Raw genomic sequence first — 15,937 nt, 5'->3', positions numbered from 1 at the left:
GGCGGCGCGCGGCGCTGGCCGCGGATCAGGAGGCCGACCCGGCGCCGGGCGGCACCGGCAGCCCGGCGATCCTGGCCACGTCGGTGAGCGCCACCTCGCCCGCGACCAGCTCGACCAACAGGCGCTCGACCCCGACCAGCACGCCGTGAATCACCGGCGGCGGCAGCCGGCGGGTGTCGGCGAACAGCGACCAGCGCAGCGTGCCGGGACGGCCGAACACCTCGCCGAGCTCCATGAAGAACGCGCCACCGCCGTCGCGGCGGTAGTCCCAGGTGAACTCCGACCGTCCGGCCGCGGCCCGCAGGGATGCGACATCGGCGAGCCCACCGTCGGGCGCCGGCCCGCGCATGTCGTTGAAGAACGTGCGGACGGCCTCGGGCTCACCGCCGCGCTCGCGGGTGACCTCGTCCAGTGCCGCCCACCCGGCGACCGGGTCGAAGCGGCCGTGCCGGATGGCTCGCATGGCCGCGGACCAGCACGTTCGCACCAGGTCCGTGAAGGTCGGCCCGGTCAGATCGATCTGCGCGGGAACGTGCTGGGTCAGCGTGCCGACCGACTGGCGCAGCTCGGCGGTGTTGCGGTTGCCCAGCACCATCAGCAAGGTGCACCGACGGGCGCCGGTCACCGCACCGATCAGCGCCGCGGTCGCGGCCAGTGCGATGGTGGATCCGCTGGCCCGGTACCGGGCGGACAGCGTGCGCAGGGCCGGCTCGGTCGCGGCGGACAGCAGCCCGCCCCGCCAGTGGGTCGGGCCGGCCGGCTCGGCCACGACCGGGAAGGTCCACATCGGAGCGCCGGTCACCTGGCGGCGCAGGAACCCCACGGCGGCCTCGCTCATCGCCTGGCCACGCGGTGTGGCCTCGAAGGCCGCCAGGTCGACGGGCTGCACCATCGGCGGCGCGGGCGGCTCCTGTTCGCCCTTGGCACGGGCGCTCAGCAGCTCGGCGAGGACCTCCCCGACCAGCCGGGTACTGCGCAGGTCGGCCGCGAGATGGGCGAGGCACACGATCAACACCACCGGTACGCCCCGGTCGACACAGACGACCGCGCGGGTCGGCACGTCCCGCCCGTGGGCGAAGCGGGTGGCCTCCAACTCGGTGTCCAGCAGGTGGGCGGCTTCGGCGAACCCGGCGCCCGACCCGCTGCCATCCCAGACGCCCACCTCGACGTGCCCGGCCTGGCGCACCTGCTGGACCAGCCCTTCGGCGGTGCCGTGGAACAGCGTCCGCAGCGCCTCGTACCGGCTGACCACCGTGGCCAGCACGGCGCACACGTCCTCGACGCTCAGGCCCGCGGGGACCAGCACCACCTGCGTGACGTTGTACGGGGTCCCCGGCGGCATCCGGCGGATGTCCCGGTCGACCAGCCGCTGACCCCACGTCGGGGCCGCCGTCCCGGCCCGGGACCCGGCGAACGGGACGCGGCGCCACCGGACCTGCTCGATCACGCCGGGCACGTGGCGTCCCCGGCCAGGGCGAGCTCCGCGGCGACCCGCCGCGCCGTCAGGTAGGCGTCGTTCATCCGGGTCAGCCGCGGGCCCCGGGGGTGCGGGCCGAGGAAGCCGGGCGTCAGCAGGTCCCGGTGCGCCGTCCAGTCCAGCCCGGTCGAGACCGCCCGGCTGGCCGCCGGCACGACCGCCCCGCGGGGCGCCGGATCCGGCGCGGCGAGCGCCTCGGCGAAGGCCGCGGGTGCCACGCCGGCCGCGACCGCGTCCACCCAGCGCTCCGCCGCTTCCAGCAGCGCGAGCGCCGTCGCGGTCGGGGCGGCGTCCGGCCCGACGCCGAGGTCGGTCAGGGCCACCGCGCGGCTGCGGAACGCGGCGGTCGCCGCGCCGTCGTACCGGTCCAGCGCCACGGCCACGGCGAGGACCGCCCGGGGCGCGAACCACTCGCAGCCCAGCACGGTCAGCGTCGGCAACGCGCTGGGCGCGCCGTCGTCCGGTTCCGCCAGCCAGTGCGCGAACGGCAGCGGGGTACCGCTCGCGGCGAACGTGGCGGCGTCGGCACCGCAGGCCGAACAGGCCCGGACGCGTACGGCCAGCGCCGGCGCCGGCGGCCGGATCACGCCGGGCGGCTGGTCCGCCGGGACGAGGAAGTGGGCGGTCACCTCGCGCCGCGCCATGCGGTCGACGAGGTCGTCGAGGTCAGGATCGGTAAGCGGAATCGGCCGGGTCGGCGCTGTCATGTGGACGTCCTCTCCGTTCGCCGTGCTGGACGGCCTCGACGCCGAGCTCGACGAGGGCCGCCAAGCCGGCTGCTGACAACGCCCGCGCGTCGGCGTCGGCAAGGCCGGAGCGGACCCAGGAGGTGACGACGGCGCGCCGCCAGCGCTCGCACGCCGGGGTCCGACCGCCCGGCACCCGGTCGCGCACGCTCGCGGCGTCCGCGCCCAGCAGGTAGCCGGCCGCCCAGACCTCGCCGGCGAGGCGCGCGGGGACGCCGGCGAGGCGCGCGGCGTCGACACTCGCACGGGCCACGCTGGCGGCGGCGGTCACGTCGGCGGCGGACACGCCCGCCAGGTGGCACCAGTCATGCCAGTACCAGCAGAACTCGTGGCCCGCGGGCTCGCCGGTACCGGGACGCAGCAGCCGGACCAGGCAGCGCGACAGGTGCAGCTGGACGACGTACTCGCCCGCGTGCCGGTACTGGGAACGCTCCGCCAGCACCCGTTCGGCCATCGGCTCGCCGTTCCAGTGCCCGACCGGGGGCGGCCGCGAGCCCGCGAACACCGTGGCGTGGTGCACGCCCGAGTGCCCGGTGGTGAGCGTGGGCAGGTTGGCGTTGTCCACCAGGTGCGGGACCGTCGCGACGGTAGGCAGTGCGCGGCCCCGGCAGAACCGCACGATCATCTGGTCGTCGTCCTTCACCTCGTCCGGGACGGCCGCCAGGTATCCGGCGAGCTCCCGCGCTGCCGTGGCGGGCAGCAGGAAACCCAGCGCCGGCGCCCACTCCGTCGGCGACAGCGGCGCCCAGGCGGCGCCGACCAACGCGGCCCGGCGGGCGTGGTAGCCGTTCTGCGGGCTGAGCCAGTCGGTGTGCAGCGCGATGCCGTGCGCCGGCCGCTGAGCCACCGCGGCGCGTACCTGCTCCGCGAAGCCGGCACAGGGCACCGCGTCGTCCTGCAGGACCAGGTGGTGCGTGGCGCCCGGCGCGATCGCGGCCCAGGCCAGCTTCGCGGTGCGCAACGGGCTGCGCGGCCCGCCGGGGTCCGGGTCGGTGACCACCCGGACGTCCAGCGGTACACAGCCGCGCAGCAGGGCGGGGATGCGATCGCGCCGCGAGGGGTGGTGCATGACGACCGCGCTGAGCCGTACCTGCGCCGGACGGTCCACAGTGGTCATCAGGGCGACTCGGCCGGACTCGGGCTCGACCGTCCCATCCGGCGCACGTACAGCCAGGCGACGGCGGGAGTCACCAGCATGCCGCTGACGTTGAGGACCGCCATGGTCCAATAGAGACCGTCCGCCCGGTCCAGCGATCGAGCGATGATCCCGCCGCCGATGACCATGCCGCCGAAGTAGGGAATGTTGAGGATCAGCGCCACCAACCCGCCGCCGATCTGCTCGACCAGCAGCAGCAACATCACGGTCAGGCCCATGCACAGGTACGTCAGGCCCACGATGGTCAGGAAGCGGTGGGTCTCGGCGGCGATCGGTTCGCCCCCGGCCAGCAGCGGCGCCCACCAGCCCCGGCCGAGCCACACCACGAGCGCCACGACCGCGTACACGGCGATCGTCAGCTGCATCCCGGCCCGCAGCACCAGCGGCCCCAGCGTGGTCTCACCGGCGCCGCGCAACTGGTTCAGCACGATCGCGGTGGCGGACCCGAGGGCAGACGCGGGCACGATGGCGAGGTTGCCCAGGGCCGCCGCGGCCGCGTAGCCGGCGACCACCCGAGGGCCGAAGGGCGCCAAAACCCAGAGCACGCCCGCGTTCGCCACGGCGATGAGCAGGAACGACATCGCCACCGGCAGGCCCGTACCGGTGAGCCGCCACACCGCCTCGCGCCGCCAGGTCAACGGACCGCGGGCCCGCCACAGACCGGCCCGGTGCACCTGGATCAGGCCGACGGTCAGGGCGCAGGCGCCACCGGCACCGATCGCGATCGGCAGCGCGTACACACCCAGGTCGGTGGTGAACCCCAGCAGGGCCACCCCGCCGACCTCGACGACGGCGCCGGTCAGCACGATGGCGGCAGCCGCCCGAGCCCGCCCGTAACCGCGCAGGCTGGACGCGCACAGGACGGTCGGGAAGAACAGCAGGCTCGCCAGGCAGGCCCACCGCAGGAACGCCACGAACTCCCCGGTGACGTCGGCCGGCACGTCGAGCAGGGCGGCCAGGCCGGGCGCGCCGACAATGAGTGCGCCGGCCACCGTGCCCCAGACGACGGCGCCGATCCGGGCCATGCTCATCGCGACGGGCACCACGTCCTCCGGGCGGCGGGCACCGCGGCTGACGGCGGCGGCCACCTGGTTGCTCACGTCGAACCCGACCTGCAGAGCCGCGAACAGGAGCGCCAGCGGCACGTACAGCGCCCGGACGTAGATCGCGTCCTCGCTGACCCGCGCCATGATCGCGAAGATCGCGAGAGGCACCAGCACGCCAGCGGCCTCGCCGAGGCCGATGGCGGACGCGATCTGCCTGATCTGGGTCCGCGCCTTCGACACCGACACCGGCACCGTGGGCGGCGCGGCGTCCACCGCCGTGACGCTCATGTGATCCACCCCCGTCGTATACGTCTGCTGTGGACCGACGGTAGGGTGGCCGGCAACCCGCTACAAGCTCCCCGTTGGGCTATGCCCGACGGGCCGGCGCCAAGGGGCCCGGCCCGCCTGCCTAGCCTGACAGCACTCGTAGAATCCATCGGATGAGCGCGGCCCCGGGCCCCGCCGTCCGGCCGGCGATCCTCAGCCGCGCCCTGCTGTGGCGGTTCGTGTCCCTCGTCTTCTCGTCGATCGGCTTCTACCTGCCGCTCGCGGTCGTCCCGCTGTACGCGGAGGCCGCCGGTGCGGTGGCCACCGCCGGCCTCGCCACCGGCGGGTTGCTGATCGCCACCGTCCTCTGTGAACTCGCCACGCCCCGGATCGTGTCCCGCATCGGGTACCGGTCCGCGCTCGCGGTCGGCCTGGCACTGCTGGGTCTGCCGGCCCTGGCGCTGCTCGCCACCCCGTCGGTACCCCTCGCGGTGGCGGTCAGCGTCGTACGCGGGATCGGGTTCGCGATCTGTGTGGTCGCCGGTGGCGCGCTGACAACGGCGCTGATCCCGGACGAGCGCCGGGGCGAGGGTCTGGCCATCGTGGGCCTGGTCAACGGCGTACCCTCCATGCTCGCCCTGCCGGTCGGCGTCTGGGCCGCCCAACGGTGGGGGTTCGACATCGTCTTCATCGTGACCGCGCTGGCCCCCATCGTCGCCCTGGCGACGGTGCCCGGACTCGCCGTGCGGGCGGCACCGCCCGGCCGACGGCACGGCACGCTGAGCGGGCTGCGCGACGGCGCCCTCATGCGTCCGGCCGCCGTCTTCACCGCGTCGGCCTGCGCCGCCGGCGTCGTGGTGACCTATCTCCCGCTGGCGTTGCGGGGCGGCAGCGCGTGGGTGGCGCCGGTGGCCCTGTTTGTCCAGACCGCCGCGGCGACCGTCACCAGGTGGATCGCCGGCCGGATCGGCGACCGGCGGGGCCAGACCGGTCTTCTGGTGCCTGGCACAGTCCTGTCGATCGCTGGGATGACCGCGCTGGCCATTACCGCGTCGCCGCTTACGGTGGTCGCCGGAGCGGCCGTCTTCGGCGGCGGTTTCGGCCTGCTGCAGAACGCCACCCTCGCGCTGATGTACTCGCGAGTGCCCGCCGCCGGGTACAGCACCGTCAGCGCGCTCTGGAACGCCGGCTACGACCTCGGCATGGCGGTCGGCGCGATCGGCCTCGGGCTGCTGGTCTCCCGCGTCGGGTTCACCGCCGCGTTCCTGCTGACCGCAGCCGCCATGGTGCCCGCCCTGGCGATGGCACACCGCGAGGCGACGGCCCGAGATTGATCGAGGGGCCGGATCACCGTTCGCTGGAGCCGGGTGCGGGTCGAACGGAGAGCGTCAGGGGCGGCGGCGGCGCCACAGCAGGCCGCCGAGCAGGGCGAGTACGACGGCGGCGCCTGCGGCGACGATCCACCAGACGGCTCCGGATGATTCGTCGTCGCCGGCGCTGCCCGCCGCGGGGCTGGGGGCCGCCGGTGTCGTGGTGGCCGGCGCGGGTGTCGGGATGAGCGTCGCGGTGGGCTCCGGGCTCGGCTCCGCGCTCGGCGTGGGTGGGACGGCGTTGTTGGTGAACGTGAAGCTGCCCTGGATGGGGTGGCCATCGGCGGAGACGGTGCGCCAGGCGACGGTGATGGCCCCGACGGGCAGAGCGGTCACGTTCTGGGTGATGGTCTTGTTCAACACCTCCGGGGCGCCGCTGCCGTACGCGGCCTTGTCCGGGCCGGTCACCGTCACCGTCGTGCCGGGCTTCTTGATCAGACCGCTGAACGTCAGCGTCACCGCGGACAGCGGCTTGGTCACGGTGCTTTTCGCCGCCGGTGTGGTGCTTTTCAGCTCGGTGTGGGCCAGCGCCGGGGTGGCTGGCATGAGGACGGCGAGCGTCGCGGCGAGCAGGGCGGCGGCTGCGGTGAGTAGTCGGCTCCGGGTCACCGGGCCACGGTAGCGCGTGAGGGTTGGCGGGAACTTTCCGGGTTGCGGCGGCGACTACATGGCTGACCGAAGTTGATCTGGAGGGCGCTGTTCATGAGGTTGGGTTTAGGTTCGGTGCTGGTTGCGGCCGTGTTGTTGCTTGCGGCGTGCGGGGATGACGCGGAGCCTTCCGCCGGCGCGACGCCGTCGGCCTCGTCCACCGTGGCGGGGCAGGCACTGGTGGTCAAGGACGTGTGGGTGAAGACGGCCCAGTCCGGGATGTCGGCGGTGTTCGGCACGCTGATGAACACGTCCGGTGCCGAGGTGACGGTGGTGAAGGCCACCTCGACGGCGTCGCCGATGATGGAACTGCACGAAGTGGCCACTGTGGACGGCGAGATGGTGATGCGACCGAAGGATGGCGGATTCACCATCCCGGCCGGCGGCATGCACGAGCTGAAGCCGGGCGGTGACCATCTGATGATGATGGACGTGACAACGCCGGTCGCGGCCGGCACCGAGGTCACCGTGACGCTGACCTTCGCGGACGGCAAGAGCATGCAGTTCACCGCGTTGGGCAAGGACTTCGCCGGCGGCAACGAAAGCTACCAGCCGAGTGCCTCGCCGAGCACGAGCATGGGCGGATGAGCGCGGCGTTCAACCGGCGGCGGCTGCTGGCCGGCGGGGCGCTGACCGTGGGCGGTGCCGTCGCGGGCGCCGGCGTCACCGCCGGCCTGCGCGCCGAAAGCGAGCCGGAGGCACTGGCGGCGGTGGTGACATCGGCCGCCTTCGGCGCCCAGACGGTGCCCTTTCACGGTGCGCATCAGGCCGGCATCGACACCCCGGCGCAGGCGCACGCCGCGTTCCTGGCGTTCGACCTGGTGGCCGGGGTGGATCGGGCCGCGCTGGGCCGGATGATGCGGCTGCTGTCCGACGACGCCGCCCGGCTCACCCAGGGCCAGCCGGCACTCGCCGACACCGAACCGGAGCTGGCCGTGCTGCCGGCCCGGCTGACGGTCACGTTCGGGTTCGGGCCACGGCTGTTCGCCGCCGCTGGCCGGGAGGCGGTGCGGCCGGCGTCGGTCGCGCCGCTGCCCGCGTTCGCGATCGACCGGTTGCAGGAGAAGTGGACGGGCGGCGATCTGCTCATCCAGGTCTGCGCGGACGACCCGATGACCGTCACCCACGTCCAGCGGATGCTGGTCAAGGACACGCTCGCGTTCGCCCGGCCAAAGTGGACCCAGCGGGGCTTCCGCAACAGCCGCGGCGCGCAGGACGACGGCGTCACCCAGCGGAACGTGATGGGCCAGCTCGACGGCACCCGCAACCCGGCGCTGGGCAGCGCGATCTTCGACGCCGCCGTGTGGGTCGACAGTGGACCGTCGTGGTTGCACGGTGGCAGCACCGTGGTGGTCCGGCGGGTCCGGGCCGAGATGGAGAAGTGGGACGCCGTCGACGCGGCGGGCAAGGAGTTCGCGGTCGGTCGCAAGCTGGACACCGGGGCTCCGCTGACCGGCACCCGCGAGGACGACCTGCCGGACTACAAGGCCACCAACCAGCTCGGCCTGACGGTCATTTCCGAGTCGTCGCACATCGCCCGCGCGCACGTCGACGACGACCGCCAGCGCATCTTCCGCCGGCCGTACAACTACGACGAGGGACCGGGCCCGGACGGGCGCGCCGATACCGGGCTCATCTTCGCCGCGTACCAGCGGGACGTCGGCACCCAGTTCGTGCCGATCCAGCGCAACCTGGCCGAGTTGGACCTGATGAACGACTGGATCACCCCGATCGGCTCGGCCGTCTTCGCCGTCCCGCCCGGCTGCCAGCCCGGCGGCTGGATCGGCCAAACCCTGCTCGGCTAACCCCTGCTCTGCTGATCCTGGAGGCCCGCCTTGTCGACCACAGCCAGTTCGCCAGACGCCGCCGCGCCGCCGGACTCCCGGGTCGCGGAGGCGCAGCGGCGTCGACGCGTCAAGCCCGATCCCCGCCGCCGCAGATCGATCGCGCCGCTGGTGCTGCGGTTGCATTTCTACGCCGGTGTGCTGGTCGCCCCGTTCCTGGTGGTCGCGGCGGTGACGGGCCTGCTGTTCGTGTTCAGCCCGCAACTGGACCGGCTGGTGTACGCCGAGGAGTTGCGCGTCGAGCAGGTCACGGGCACCGCGCGTCCGCTGGCCGATCAGGTCGCGGCGGCCCGGGTGTCGCATCCGGACGGTGATTTGGCGTCGGTGATCCCGCCGGTGGCGGCGAGGGACACGACGAAGGTGGTGTTCTCACTGCCGGAGTTGGGGGAGAAGCAGCACACCGTGTACGTCGACCCGTACAGCAACGAGGTGCGGGGCACGCTGACCACGTGGTACGGGGAGACGCCGCTGATGACGTGGCTGGACGACCTGCACCGCAACCTCCACATGGGAGCGGCGGGCCGGCACTACTCCGAGCTCGCCGCGTCCTGGCTGTGGGTGGTCATACTCGGTGGCTTGTTCCTGTGGCTGCGCCGGCAGTGGACGGGCAAGCGGCGGCTGCGGCGTACGGTGTTGCCGGATCTGGTCGCCGGCAAGGGTGTGCGCCGTACCCGTGGTTGGCACGCCGCGACCGGGGTGTGGCTGGCGGCCGGGTTGCTGGTGTTGTCGGCGACCGGGTTGACCTGGTCGCGGTACGCGGGCGGCAACTTCGACCTGTTGCAGGAGGGGTTCGACGCGCACAGCCCCACTTTGGACACGGCAATATCGGGTGGCGGCACCACCGGCGGCGGCCATCACGAGGCGCCAACCGGCGGCGGCGTGGGGAATTATCATCCGTCCGATGTGGATGGAGTGGTGATCGTGGCGCGGCAGGCGGGGCTGACCGGCCTGGTCGAGGTCACGCCGCCCAGCGAGCCCGGTACGGCGTGGACGGTGGTGCAGGACGACGGCACGTGGCCGGTCGGGTTCGACCGCGCCGCCGTCGACCCGGCGACCGGCACCGTGGTCGCGCGCAGCGACTTCGCCGACTGGCCGGTGCTGGCGCAACTGTCCAAGCTGGGGGTGCGGTTCCACATGGGTTACCTGTTCGGCCTCGTCAACCAGTTGCTGCTGGCCGCCCTCGCCGTCGGGTTGCTGTGCGTGATCGTGTGGGGTACCGGATGTGGTGGCAGCGCCGGCCCACCCGCGTCGACCGTTCCGCTGCGCTGGGGACGCCGCCGGCCCGGGGGCGTGGCGGCAGGTCCACCCTGCCGTCCTGCTCGTAGGCGTCGCGGTGGTGGCGTTCGTGGGCTGGGCGATGCCGCTGCTCGGGGTCACCCTGGCCGCGTTCCTGGTCTTCGACCTGATCGTCGGGCTGGTGAGGCGGCGGCGTACCGGCCGGGCGGTGCCGACCTCACCCGCACCGGCCGGCACCTGAAAACGGCTGTGCCGGCGGCCCCCGTGGCCGCCGGCACATCGTCCAACCGGTGGGGTCAGCTGGCTCGGGCGCCGGCGCGCCGCCAGGCCAGGACGCCGAACACCAGGCCCGCCAGGCCGGCGACCAGCCCGGCGATGCCGGCCACGGCGAACCACCCATCGCCGCCGCCGTCGGTGACGGTGTCGGAACTGGCCAGGTTGACGTTCGCGTTCGCCTGCGTCGTGCTCGTCGCCGCGGCCGCCTTGGTCAGCTTGAGGACCGGCGCGGGGTGCTCGGGCTCCTCGCCGCCGGCCGCTGCCGGCTCGTCGATCCACCGGACGATCTCACCATTCGAGTACGTCTGCAGCGCCTTGAACACGATCTGGTCCACCTCGGGCAGCGGCCCGGCGGAGATCTCGAACTCCTGGAACTGGCCCGGCTTGACCTCGCTGCCCTTGGCCGCTGTCCAGGTGATCTTCGCGACCGCGTCGGTGACCTCGCTGTCGTGCACCTTCAACGGCGTGGCCAGCTTCGCGCGTTCCACAGTGGCGGTCCAACCCGGCGTGGGCCGGGTCGACACCGACGCGATCGCGGCCTGCTGGATCGGGATGTTGACCTCCACCTTCACCGTGGAGGCGTTGTCCCGCTCGTTCGGCACCCGGAACGCCAGCTTCGCGTACCCGCCCTGGGTCGCCTCCCGCGGGTTGACCGTCACGTGCGCGGACGCCGGCCCCACCCCCACGCCGACCGCGGCGACCATCCCGGCCAACACCGCCACACCCAGACCCGCCGCCGTACGCGCTGCACGCATCGCTACTCCTGTCCGTCCGCGGGCGCGCACGCCCGGCATCTGTCACGGCTACCGGTTAACCAGTCGGGAAACGGCCGAGAAAAGTTCCCGCGGACCGAACCGCCAAGGCGAGTGGAAACTTCTGTCATTTGCACAAAAAGTTCTGGGTGTCTTGATAAAAGTTGGGCGGCGATGAGGATGATCCGATGCGTACGCTGTCCGCGCTGCTCTGCGTCGTCCTTGCCTCGGCGTTCTCGGTGCTGGCCGCCGCTGCGCCCGCCGCCGCACACGGGACCCTGGCGATGTCCACCCCGGCCGACGGCGCCACGGTCACCGGGCCGCTGACGGCCGTGGAGCTGTACTTCACGGAGAAGGTCGCCGCCAACGCGTACTTCACGATCACCGCCCTGGGTGGCAAGCGGGTCGACAACGGCTGGACGCACGGCGCGCCCAAACCCCTGGCCAAGCCGGTGCGGGAGTACTTCCTGGTGGAGGGCAAGCTTGAGCCGCGCGAGTACACGACCGGCTTCCCGGCGGTGGTGGCGGTGGCGCACCTGCCGGCCGCGGGTCAGTACTCGGTGAGCTACCTGTCCGTGGCCTCCGACGGCGAGACGGTCCGGGGCACCATGACGTTCCGTTACAACGGCCGCGCGACGGCGGCGCCGTCCGGCTCCACCAAGGCGATCACGCCACGCGCTGGTGGGCTGAGCAACGCGCGGCTCGCGCTCCTGGTGGGCGGGCTGGTGGTGGCGTTGCTGGCCGGGTTCGGGCTCGGGCGGCTGGGCTCAGGCGGCGGGGCGATCGCCGGGGCGTCGGCGGCCACGGCGGGCGGGCCGGTCGCGGCCCACACCCACTCCGGCGACGGCGGAACGCAGGCGACCGGTACGACGGTCAGCGCCGGCGGATACCCGATCCAGCCGGTGCAGCGGTCCCAGCCGGCCGGCGCGACCGTGGACTACCGGTTCCGGATCGCCGGCACCGACCAGCGGGCGGCCACCCGCTTCGCCGTCGTACACGAAAAGCCTTTGCACATGATCGTGGTCGGCCGCGACCTGGGCGCGTACCAGCATCTGCATCCCGCGATGGCCCCGACGGCACCTGGAGCGTCCCCCTCAAGCTGGCGCGGGCCGGCGGCTACCGCATCTACGCCGACTTCTCCGTGACCGCGACCGGCGGCACCAGCCTCCCGCTCGTCCTCGGCGTCGACCATGTCGTGCCGGGCGCGTACACCCCGGCCGCGCTCCCGCCGCCGCAGCCGCAGGCGGCGGCCGGGCCGTTCACGGTGTCGATGGAGGGCACGCCCAGCGTGGGAGTCACCCGCCGCTGCTGTTCCGCGTCGGCGGGTCAGGGCCGGCGCGGTTGGAGCGCTACCTCGGCACGTACGGGCATCTGGTCGCGGTGCGCGAGGGCGACCTCGGCTACGTGCACGTCCACCCCGAGCCGGACCGCGTCGACGGAGCGGTGAAGTGAGACGAACCCGCGTCGGTTTACGCCACGGCGAGGCCGGCGCCCCAGACCGCGGCGATGGCGAGGGCGGCGGCCAACTCGATGAGCATCGACAGGCCGGCGGCCTTCAGGGCGTGTTTGGTGGACGGCCACGCCAGTCGCGTGTCGTTGAGCCGTACCCGCTCGGCGAGCCAGACACCCAACACGAAGCCGAGCACCAAGCCCACGAGCGGTACGACGAAGAAGCCCACCAGGGCCAGCGCGCCACCGCAGAGCAGGGTGGTGTTGGGCACCCCGGAGCGCTTGAGGTTGCGGCCCGGCCACAGGTACTTGACGACGGTGCCCGCGACCGCGAATCCGGTGACAACGGCGAACACGACCCACTTCGGCCAACCGCCGTCGGCGAAGATCGCCCACACGAGTACGCCGAGCCAGCACAGCAGCAGCCCCGGCAGGACCGGCACGATGACCCCCACGATGCCGGCGGCGATGGCCAGCCCGCACAGCAGGGTCACCGTGGAGTTCGTGTCGGCGAGGTCCACGCCATCAAGCCTGCCGTACCGGAGCCACGATCGCCGCCGGCCCGACCATGATCGCGGTGATCAGGGAATGGCTCCCTGGACGCGCCGCGACACGCCCGAGGCGGTCCCTGATCAACGGGGCGGGGCCAGGGCTCAACCTGACAAGACGAGGTCCCAGTCGACGGTCCGGGCCCAGTCGGCGTAGCTGTGCCAGTCCACGTCCGGGTACCTGGCGTGCAGCCCGTCGGTGTCGAGGAAGTCGGTGTTCTCCTCGAAGCGCTGGAACATGTCGGCGATCTCGTCGCCGGCCCACTGGCGGACCTGGTCCAACGGCAGCTGCTGGTACGGGATCTCCCGGCCGAGCACGTCGCTGAGGATCCGGGCCGCCTCTTCGCCGGTCACCTGGTCGGAGGCGATGTCGATCCGCTCGCCGACGAACCGGTCCGGGTGCTCGATGGCGTGTACGGCGAGGCCGGCGATGTCCCGGACGGTCACCTGGTCCAGCGGCTTGCCGGCGGAGAGCGGGTTGGCCAGTACGCCGTCGGTAAGGCGGCTGAACCCGACGTTGAGGATGTTCTCCATGAAGTACACCGGCCCGAGGACGGTGGCCCGGACCTCCTGATCCCGCAGGTAAGCCTCGACGAGCTGCTTGCTGTCGGCGTGGTCGATGTCGGTTTGCGCCATCCGGTCGGCACCGCGCACCGAGGAGTAGACGAGGTGCGCGCCGGCCCGCACGGCGGCGTCGACCAGCAGGCGCCCCTGGGCGACCTCCTCGTCCTTCCCGCCGGATCCGAACGGCACGGACAGGCCGAAGATCGCGTCAACGCCCTGGGCAGCGCCGGCGAGCGCCTCCGGGTCGGCCAGGTCGCCGGTGACGAGGCGGGTCCCGGCGGCGGACAGGGCCTGAGCGGAGGGCGCCTCGGGCGACCGCAGGTACGCGGTGACATCGTGGCCGTGCTTGAGCAGCAGCTCGGCGACGGCGCCGCCCTGCCGACCGGTGGCGCCGATCACGAGGACTGTGGTCATAGGTGAGGCTCCTTGATCGCATTCGTGGACGGTGCCGATTCTTTGGCCTCAACCTCTGTTGAGGTCAAGCGCTAGGGTCGACCCATGCCACGGCCGCGCACCCCGTTTCACGAACTCACCGTCGGACAGGTCGCCGACCGCAGCGGCGTCGCGATCTCCGCGCTGCACTTCTACGAGCGTCAGGGCCTCATCCGTAGCACCAGGACGGCGAGCAACCAGCGCCGGTACGGCCGTGACACGCTGCGCCGGGTCGCCTTCATCCGGGCATCCCAACACGTCGGCATCTCACTGGCCGTGATCCGGCAGGCCCTCGACCAGCTGCCGAGCGAACGCACCCCGACCCCCGACGACTGGGCCCGCCTGTCCGTGGATTGGCGCACCGAACTCGACGCGCGCATCGCGCAGTTGCAGGCGCTCCGGGACGACCTCACCGAATGCATCGGCTGCGGTTGCCTGTCGCTGCGGGTGTGCCATCTGACCAATCCGCGCGACGTCCTGGGGCGCGAAGGTCCGGGCGCTCGCCGGCTGCCGCCCGACCCGCAGCGCTAACCGGAGCCGGCGGCGGCTGCCAGCTCCGTTAGCCGGCGTTCGAGGAACCGGCGCTCGGCGCCGTCGTCGGTGAGTTGTCTGGCACGTCGATAGGCGTCACGCGCCTCGTCGGTCCGCCCGAGGCGCTTCAAGAGCTCCGCCCTGGTCGAGTGCAGATAGCGGAAGTCGTCCAGACCAAGTCCGTCGACGATGCGCAGGCCGGCCTCGGCGCCCTGGGTCTCGGCGACGGCGATGGCGCGGTTCAGCTCCACGACGGGTGAGCTGGTCAGGCGGGTGAGCTCGCCGTACAGCGCCGCGATCTGCGCCCAGTCGCACGGCACCTCGGCGTGCAACGACGCGATGGCGGCCTGCAGGACGTAGGGCCCGCGTCCGCCCAGGGCGAGCGCCCGGTCGAGCTCGGCGCGCCCGTCGGTGATCTGGTTTGTGTCCCACCGTGACCGGTCCTGATCGCCGAGCAGCACGAGTTCGCCGTCGCTGAACCGCGCCGCACGCCGGGAGTCGTGCAAGAGCATCATCGCCAGCAGCCCGCGCACCTCGGGATCGTCCGGGAGCAGTTCGGCGAGCGCGCGTCCCAACCAGATCGCCTCCGCCGCGAGCTCGTCGCGGCCGCCGTAGCCCTCGTTGAAGATCAGGTAGACGACGGCGAGAACGGCGTCGAGACGGTCGCGGAGCAGGTGAGCCGGTGGCACCCGAAACGGGATCCGCGCTGCTTTGATCTTGCCTTTGGCCCGCACCAGCCGCTGCGCCATGGTGCGCTGCGGTACCAGGAACGCACGGGCGATCTCGTCGGTGGTGAGCCCGCCGAGGGTGCGCAGGGTCAGCGCGACCTGCGCCTCGACCGCGAGCGCCGGGTGACAGCAGGTGAAGATGAGCTCCAGGCGCTCGTCGGGAAACGTCGTGGTCTTCATCGGCACCTCAGCACGATCGTCCGCGACGAGCAGGCCGAACTTGGCCGCCAGGGTCCGGTTGCGGCGGATGCGATCCGTCGCTTGGTTCCGAGCCGTCGTCATCAGCCAGGCCCGCGGGTTGCGGGGGACGCCGTCGCGTGGCCATCGCTCGGCGGCGATGGCGAACGCCTCCTGCGCGGCTTCCTCGGCGAGGTCAAAGTCGCCGAGGAAGCCGATCAGGGTGGCCAGGACGCGGCCCCACTCCTGGCGGAAGACCTGGTCGAGCGTGGCTACCAATACACCTCCGAGGGGCGGATCTCGACGGCGCCGCCGTAGCGCGCCGCCGGGACGCGGGCGGCCACCTCGATGGCCGCGTCGAGGTCGTCGGCCTCGAGGATGAACCAACCGCCGACGGCCTCCTTCATCCCGACGAACGGGCCGTCCGTCGTCAGGGTCTTGCCGCCTTCGACCCGCACGGTGGTCGCGTTCTGGGCCAGGCCCATCGGCAGCCCGGGGGTGACGCCCGGCGTCTGATTGATCCCCTGGTAGTCGGCGTAGACCTGCTTCTGCTCCTCCTCGGGGAGCGCGGCCTGCCGCTCAAGCGCGGGGCCCTGAAAGATCAGCATGACGTACTTCATCGTTTCCTCCTCGTCACCACCAGATGGTCGCGCGATAAGACGAACGGCGAGGCACGAAATCGACAGTTGG

17 protein-coding genes and 1 pseudogene are annotated in these 15,937 nt (G+C 72.6%); 7 read left to right on the top strand and 11 right to left on the bottom strand.

Features of this window, described 5'->3' with window-relative positions; all coding sequences use genetic code 11:
• Window positions 1-25 precede the first annotated feature (25 nt).
• From Prum_RS01795 to Prum_RS01780, 4 genes are read right to left on the bottom strand one after another with little or no spacing between them, the layout of a single operon-like run.
• Entirely contained in the window at window positions 26-1,456 is a 1,431-nt protein-coding gene (locus Prum_RS01795; RefSeq protein ID WP_173073390.1) for a condensation domain-containing protein, read from the bottom strand.
• Entirely contained in the window at window positions 1,444-2,184 is a 741-nt protein-coding gene (locus Prum_RS01790) for a hypothetical protein (RefSeq protein ID WP_173073388.1), read from the bottom strand. Before Prum_RS01790 ends, Prum_RS01795 begins: the two co-directional genes overlap by 13 nt.
• Complete coding sequence (locus Prum_RS01785; protein WP_173073386.1) at window positions 2,144-3,340, bottom strand: hypothetical protein; 1,197 nt, start codon at window positions 3,338-3,340, stop codon at window positions 2,144-2,146. Before Prum_RS01785 ends, Prum_RS01790 begins: the two co-directional genes overlap by 41 nt.
• Entirely contained in the window at window positions 3,340-4,713 is a 1,374-nt protein-coding gene (locus tag Prum_RS01780; protein WP_173073384.1) for an MATE family efflux transporter, read from the bottom strand. The genes Prum_RS01785 and Prum_RS01780 overlap by 1 nt, the downstream gene beginning before the upstream one ends.
• A gap of 152 nt (window positions 4,714-4,865) precedes the next feature.
• Here Prum_RS01780 and Prum_RS01775 point away from each other — a divergent pair, with 152 nt between their 5' ends.
• On the top strand, window positions 4,866-6,026 hold the full coding sequence (locus tag Prum_RS01775) for an MFS transporter (RefSeq protein ID WP_173073382.1): 1,161 nt from the start codon (window positions 4,866-4,868) through the stop codon (window positions 6,024-6,026).
• A 54-nt stretch (window positions 6,027-6,080) separates the two neighbouring features.
• Here Prum_RS01775 and Prum_RS01770 read toward each other — a convergent pair whose 3' ends face one another.
• The gene (locus tag Prum_RS01770; protein ID WP_173073380.1) at window positions 6,081-6,671 is read right to left on the bottom strand and encodes a copper resistance CopC family protein; all 591 of its coding nucleotides are present in this window, start codon (window positions 6,669-6,671) and stop codon (window positions 6,081-6,083) included.
• Window positions 6,672-6,764: 93 nt separating this feature from the next.
• On the opposite strand from Prum_RS01770, the gene Prum_RS01765 reads away from it, so the two are divergent.
• From Prum_RS01765 to Prum_RS01755, 3 genes and pseudogenes are all read left to right on the top strand, one after another.
• A complete protein-coding gene (locus tag Prum_RS01765; RefSeq protein WP_173083298.1) occupies window positions 6,765-7,298 on the top strand; it encodes a copper chaperone PCu(A)C in 534 nt (177 codons plus the stop codon).
• Entirely contained in the window at window positions 7,295-8,515 is a 1,221-nt protein-coding gene (locus Prum_RS01760) for a Dyp-type peroxidase (RefSeq protein WP_173073378.1), read from the top strand. The genes Prum_RS01765 and Prum_RS01760 overlap by 4 nt, the downstream gene beginning before the upstream one ends.
• 150 nt (window positions 8,516-8,665) lie before the next feature.
• A pseudogene (locus Prum_RS01755) lies at window positions 8,666-9,712 on the top strand (PepSY-associated TM helix domain-containing protein); the annotation flags it as partial.
• A gap of 374 nt (window positions 9,713-10,086) precedes the next feature.
• Here Prum_RS01755 and Prum_RS01750 read toward each other — a convergent pair.
• A complete protein-coding gene (locus Prum_RS01750; protein ID WP_173073376.1) occupies window positions 10,087-10,821 on the bottom strand; it encodes a DUF1775 domain-containing protein in 735 nt (244 codons plus the stop codon).
• A 185-nt stretch (window positions 10,822-11,006) separates the two neighbouring features.
• Here Prum_RS01750 and Prum_RS01745 point away from each other — a divergent pair, with 185 nt between their 5' ends.
• On the top strand, window positions 11,007-11,963 hold the full coding sequence (locus Prum_RS01745; protein ID WP_246277583.1) for a copper resistance CopC family protein: 957 nt from the start codon (window positions 11,007-11,009) through the stop codon (window positions 11,961-11,963).
• Here the strand turns inward: Prum_RS01745 and Prum_RS50700 are convergent.
• Entirely contained in the window at window positions 11,944-12,117 is a 174-nt protein-coding gene (locus Prum_RS50700; RefSeq protein WP_246277582.1) for a hypothetical protein, read from the bottom strand. The two genes, Prum_RS01745 and Prum_RS50700, sit on opposite strands and share 20 nt — an antisense overlap.
• Window positions 12,118-12,123: 6 nt before the next feature.
• On the opposite strand from Prum_RS50700, the gene Prum_RS55850 reads away from it, so the two are divergent.
• Window positions 12,124-12,270 carry a DUF8832 domain-containing protein gene (locus Prum_RS55850; protein WP_503826938.1) on the top strand — a complete coding sequence of 49 codons (147 nt, stop codon included), beginning with the start codon at window positions 12,124-12,126 and terminating at the stop codon, window positions 12,268-12,270.
• A gap of 17 nt (window positions 12,271-12,287) precedes the next feature.
• Here Prum_RS55850 and Prum_RS01740 read toward each other — a convergent pair whose 3' ends face one another.
• Window positions 12,288-12,788, bottom strand: a complete 501-nt coding sequence (locus tag Prum_RS01740) for a DUF456 domain-containing protein (RefSeq protein ID WP_173073374.1) — start codon at window positions 12,786-12,788, stop codon at window positions 12,288-12,290.
• A gap of 132 nt (window positions 12,789-12,920) precedes the next feature.
• On the bottom strand, window positions 12,921-13,793 hold the full coding sequence (locus Prum_RS01735; protein WP_173073372.1) for an NmrA/HSCARG family protein: 873 nt from the start codon (window positions 13,791-13,793) through the stop codon (window positions 12,921-12,923).
• Between the two features lie 84 nt (window positions 13,794-13,877).
• Between Prum_RS01735 and soxR the strand changes: the two genes are divergently transcribed.
• A complete protein-coding gene (gene soxR, locus Prum_RS01730) occupies window positions 13,878-14,342 on the top strand; it encodes a redox-sensitive transcriptional activator SoxR (protein WP_173073370.1) in 465 nt (154 codons plus the stop codon).
• On the opposite strand, the gene Prum_RS01725 is transcribed toward soxR, so the two are convergent.
• Window positions 14,339-15,526, bottom strand: a complete 1,188-nt coding sequence (locus Prum_RS01725; RefSeq protein WP_173073368.1) for an RNA polymerase sigma factor — start codon at window positions 15,524-15,526, stop codon at window positions 14,339-14,341. The two genes, soxR and Prum_RS01725, sit on opposite strands and share 4 nt — an antisense overlap.
• Window positions 15,520-15,867 carry a YciI family protein gene (locus tag Prum_RS01720; protein WP_173073366.1) on the bottom strand — a complete coding sequence of 116 codons (348 nt, stop codon included), beginning with the start codon at window positions 15,865-15,867 and terminating at the stop codon, window positions 15,520-15,522. The genes Prum_RS01725 and Prum_RS01720 overlap by 7 nt, the downstream gene beginning before the upstream one ends.
• Between the last annotated feature and the right edge of the window lie 70 nt (window positions 15,868-15,937).

The sequence above is a fragment of the Phytohabitans rumicis genome (assembly GCF_011764445.1).
Classification (GTDB): domain Bacteria; phylum Actinomycetota; class Actinomycetes; order Mycobacteriales; family Micromonosporaceae; genus Phytohabitans; species Phytohabitans rumicis.
The sequence above is the reverse complement of the archived record's forward strand: the minus strand, read 5'-3'. Positions and strand labels throughout refer to the sequence as shown.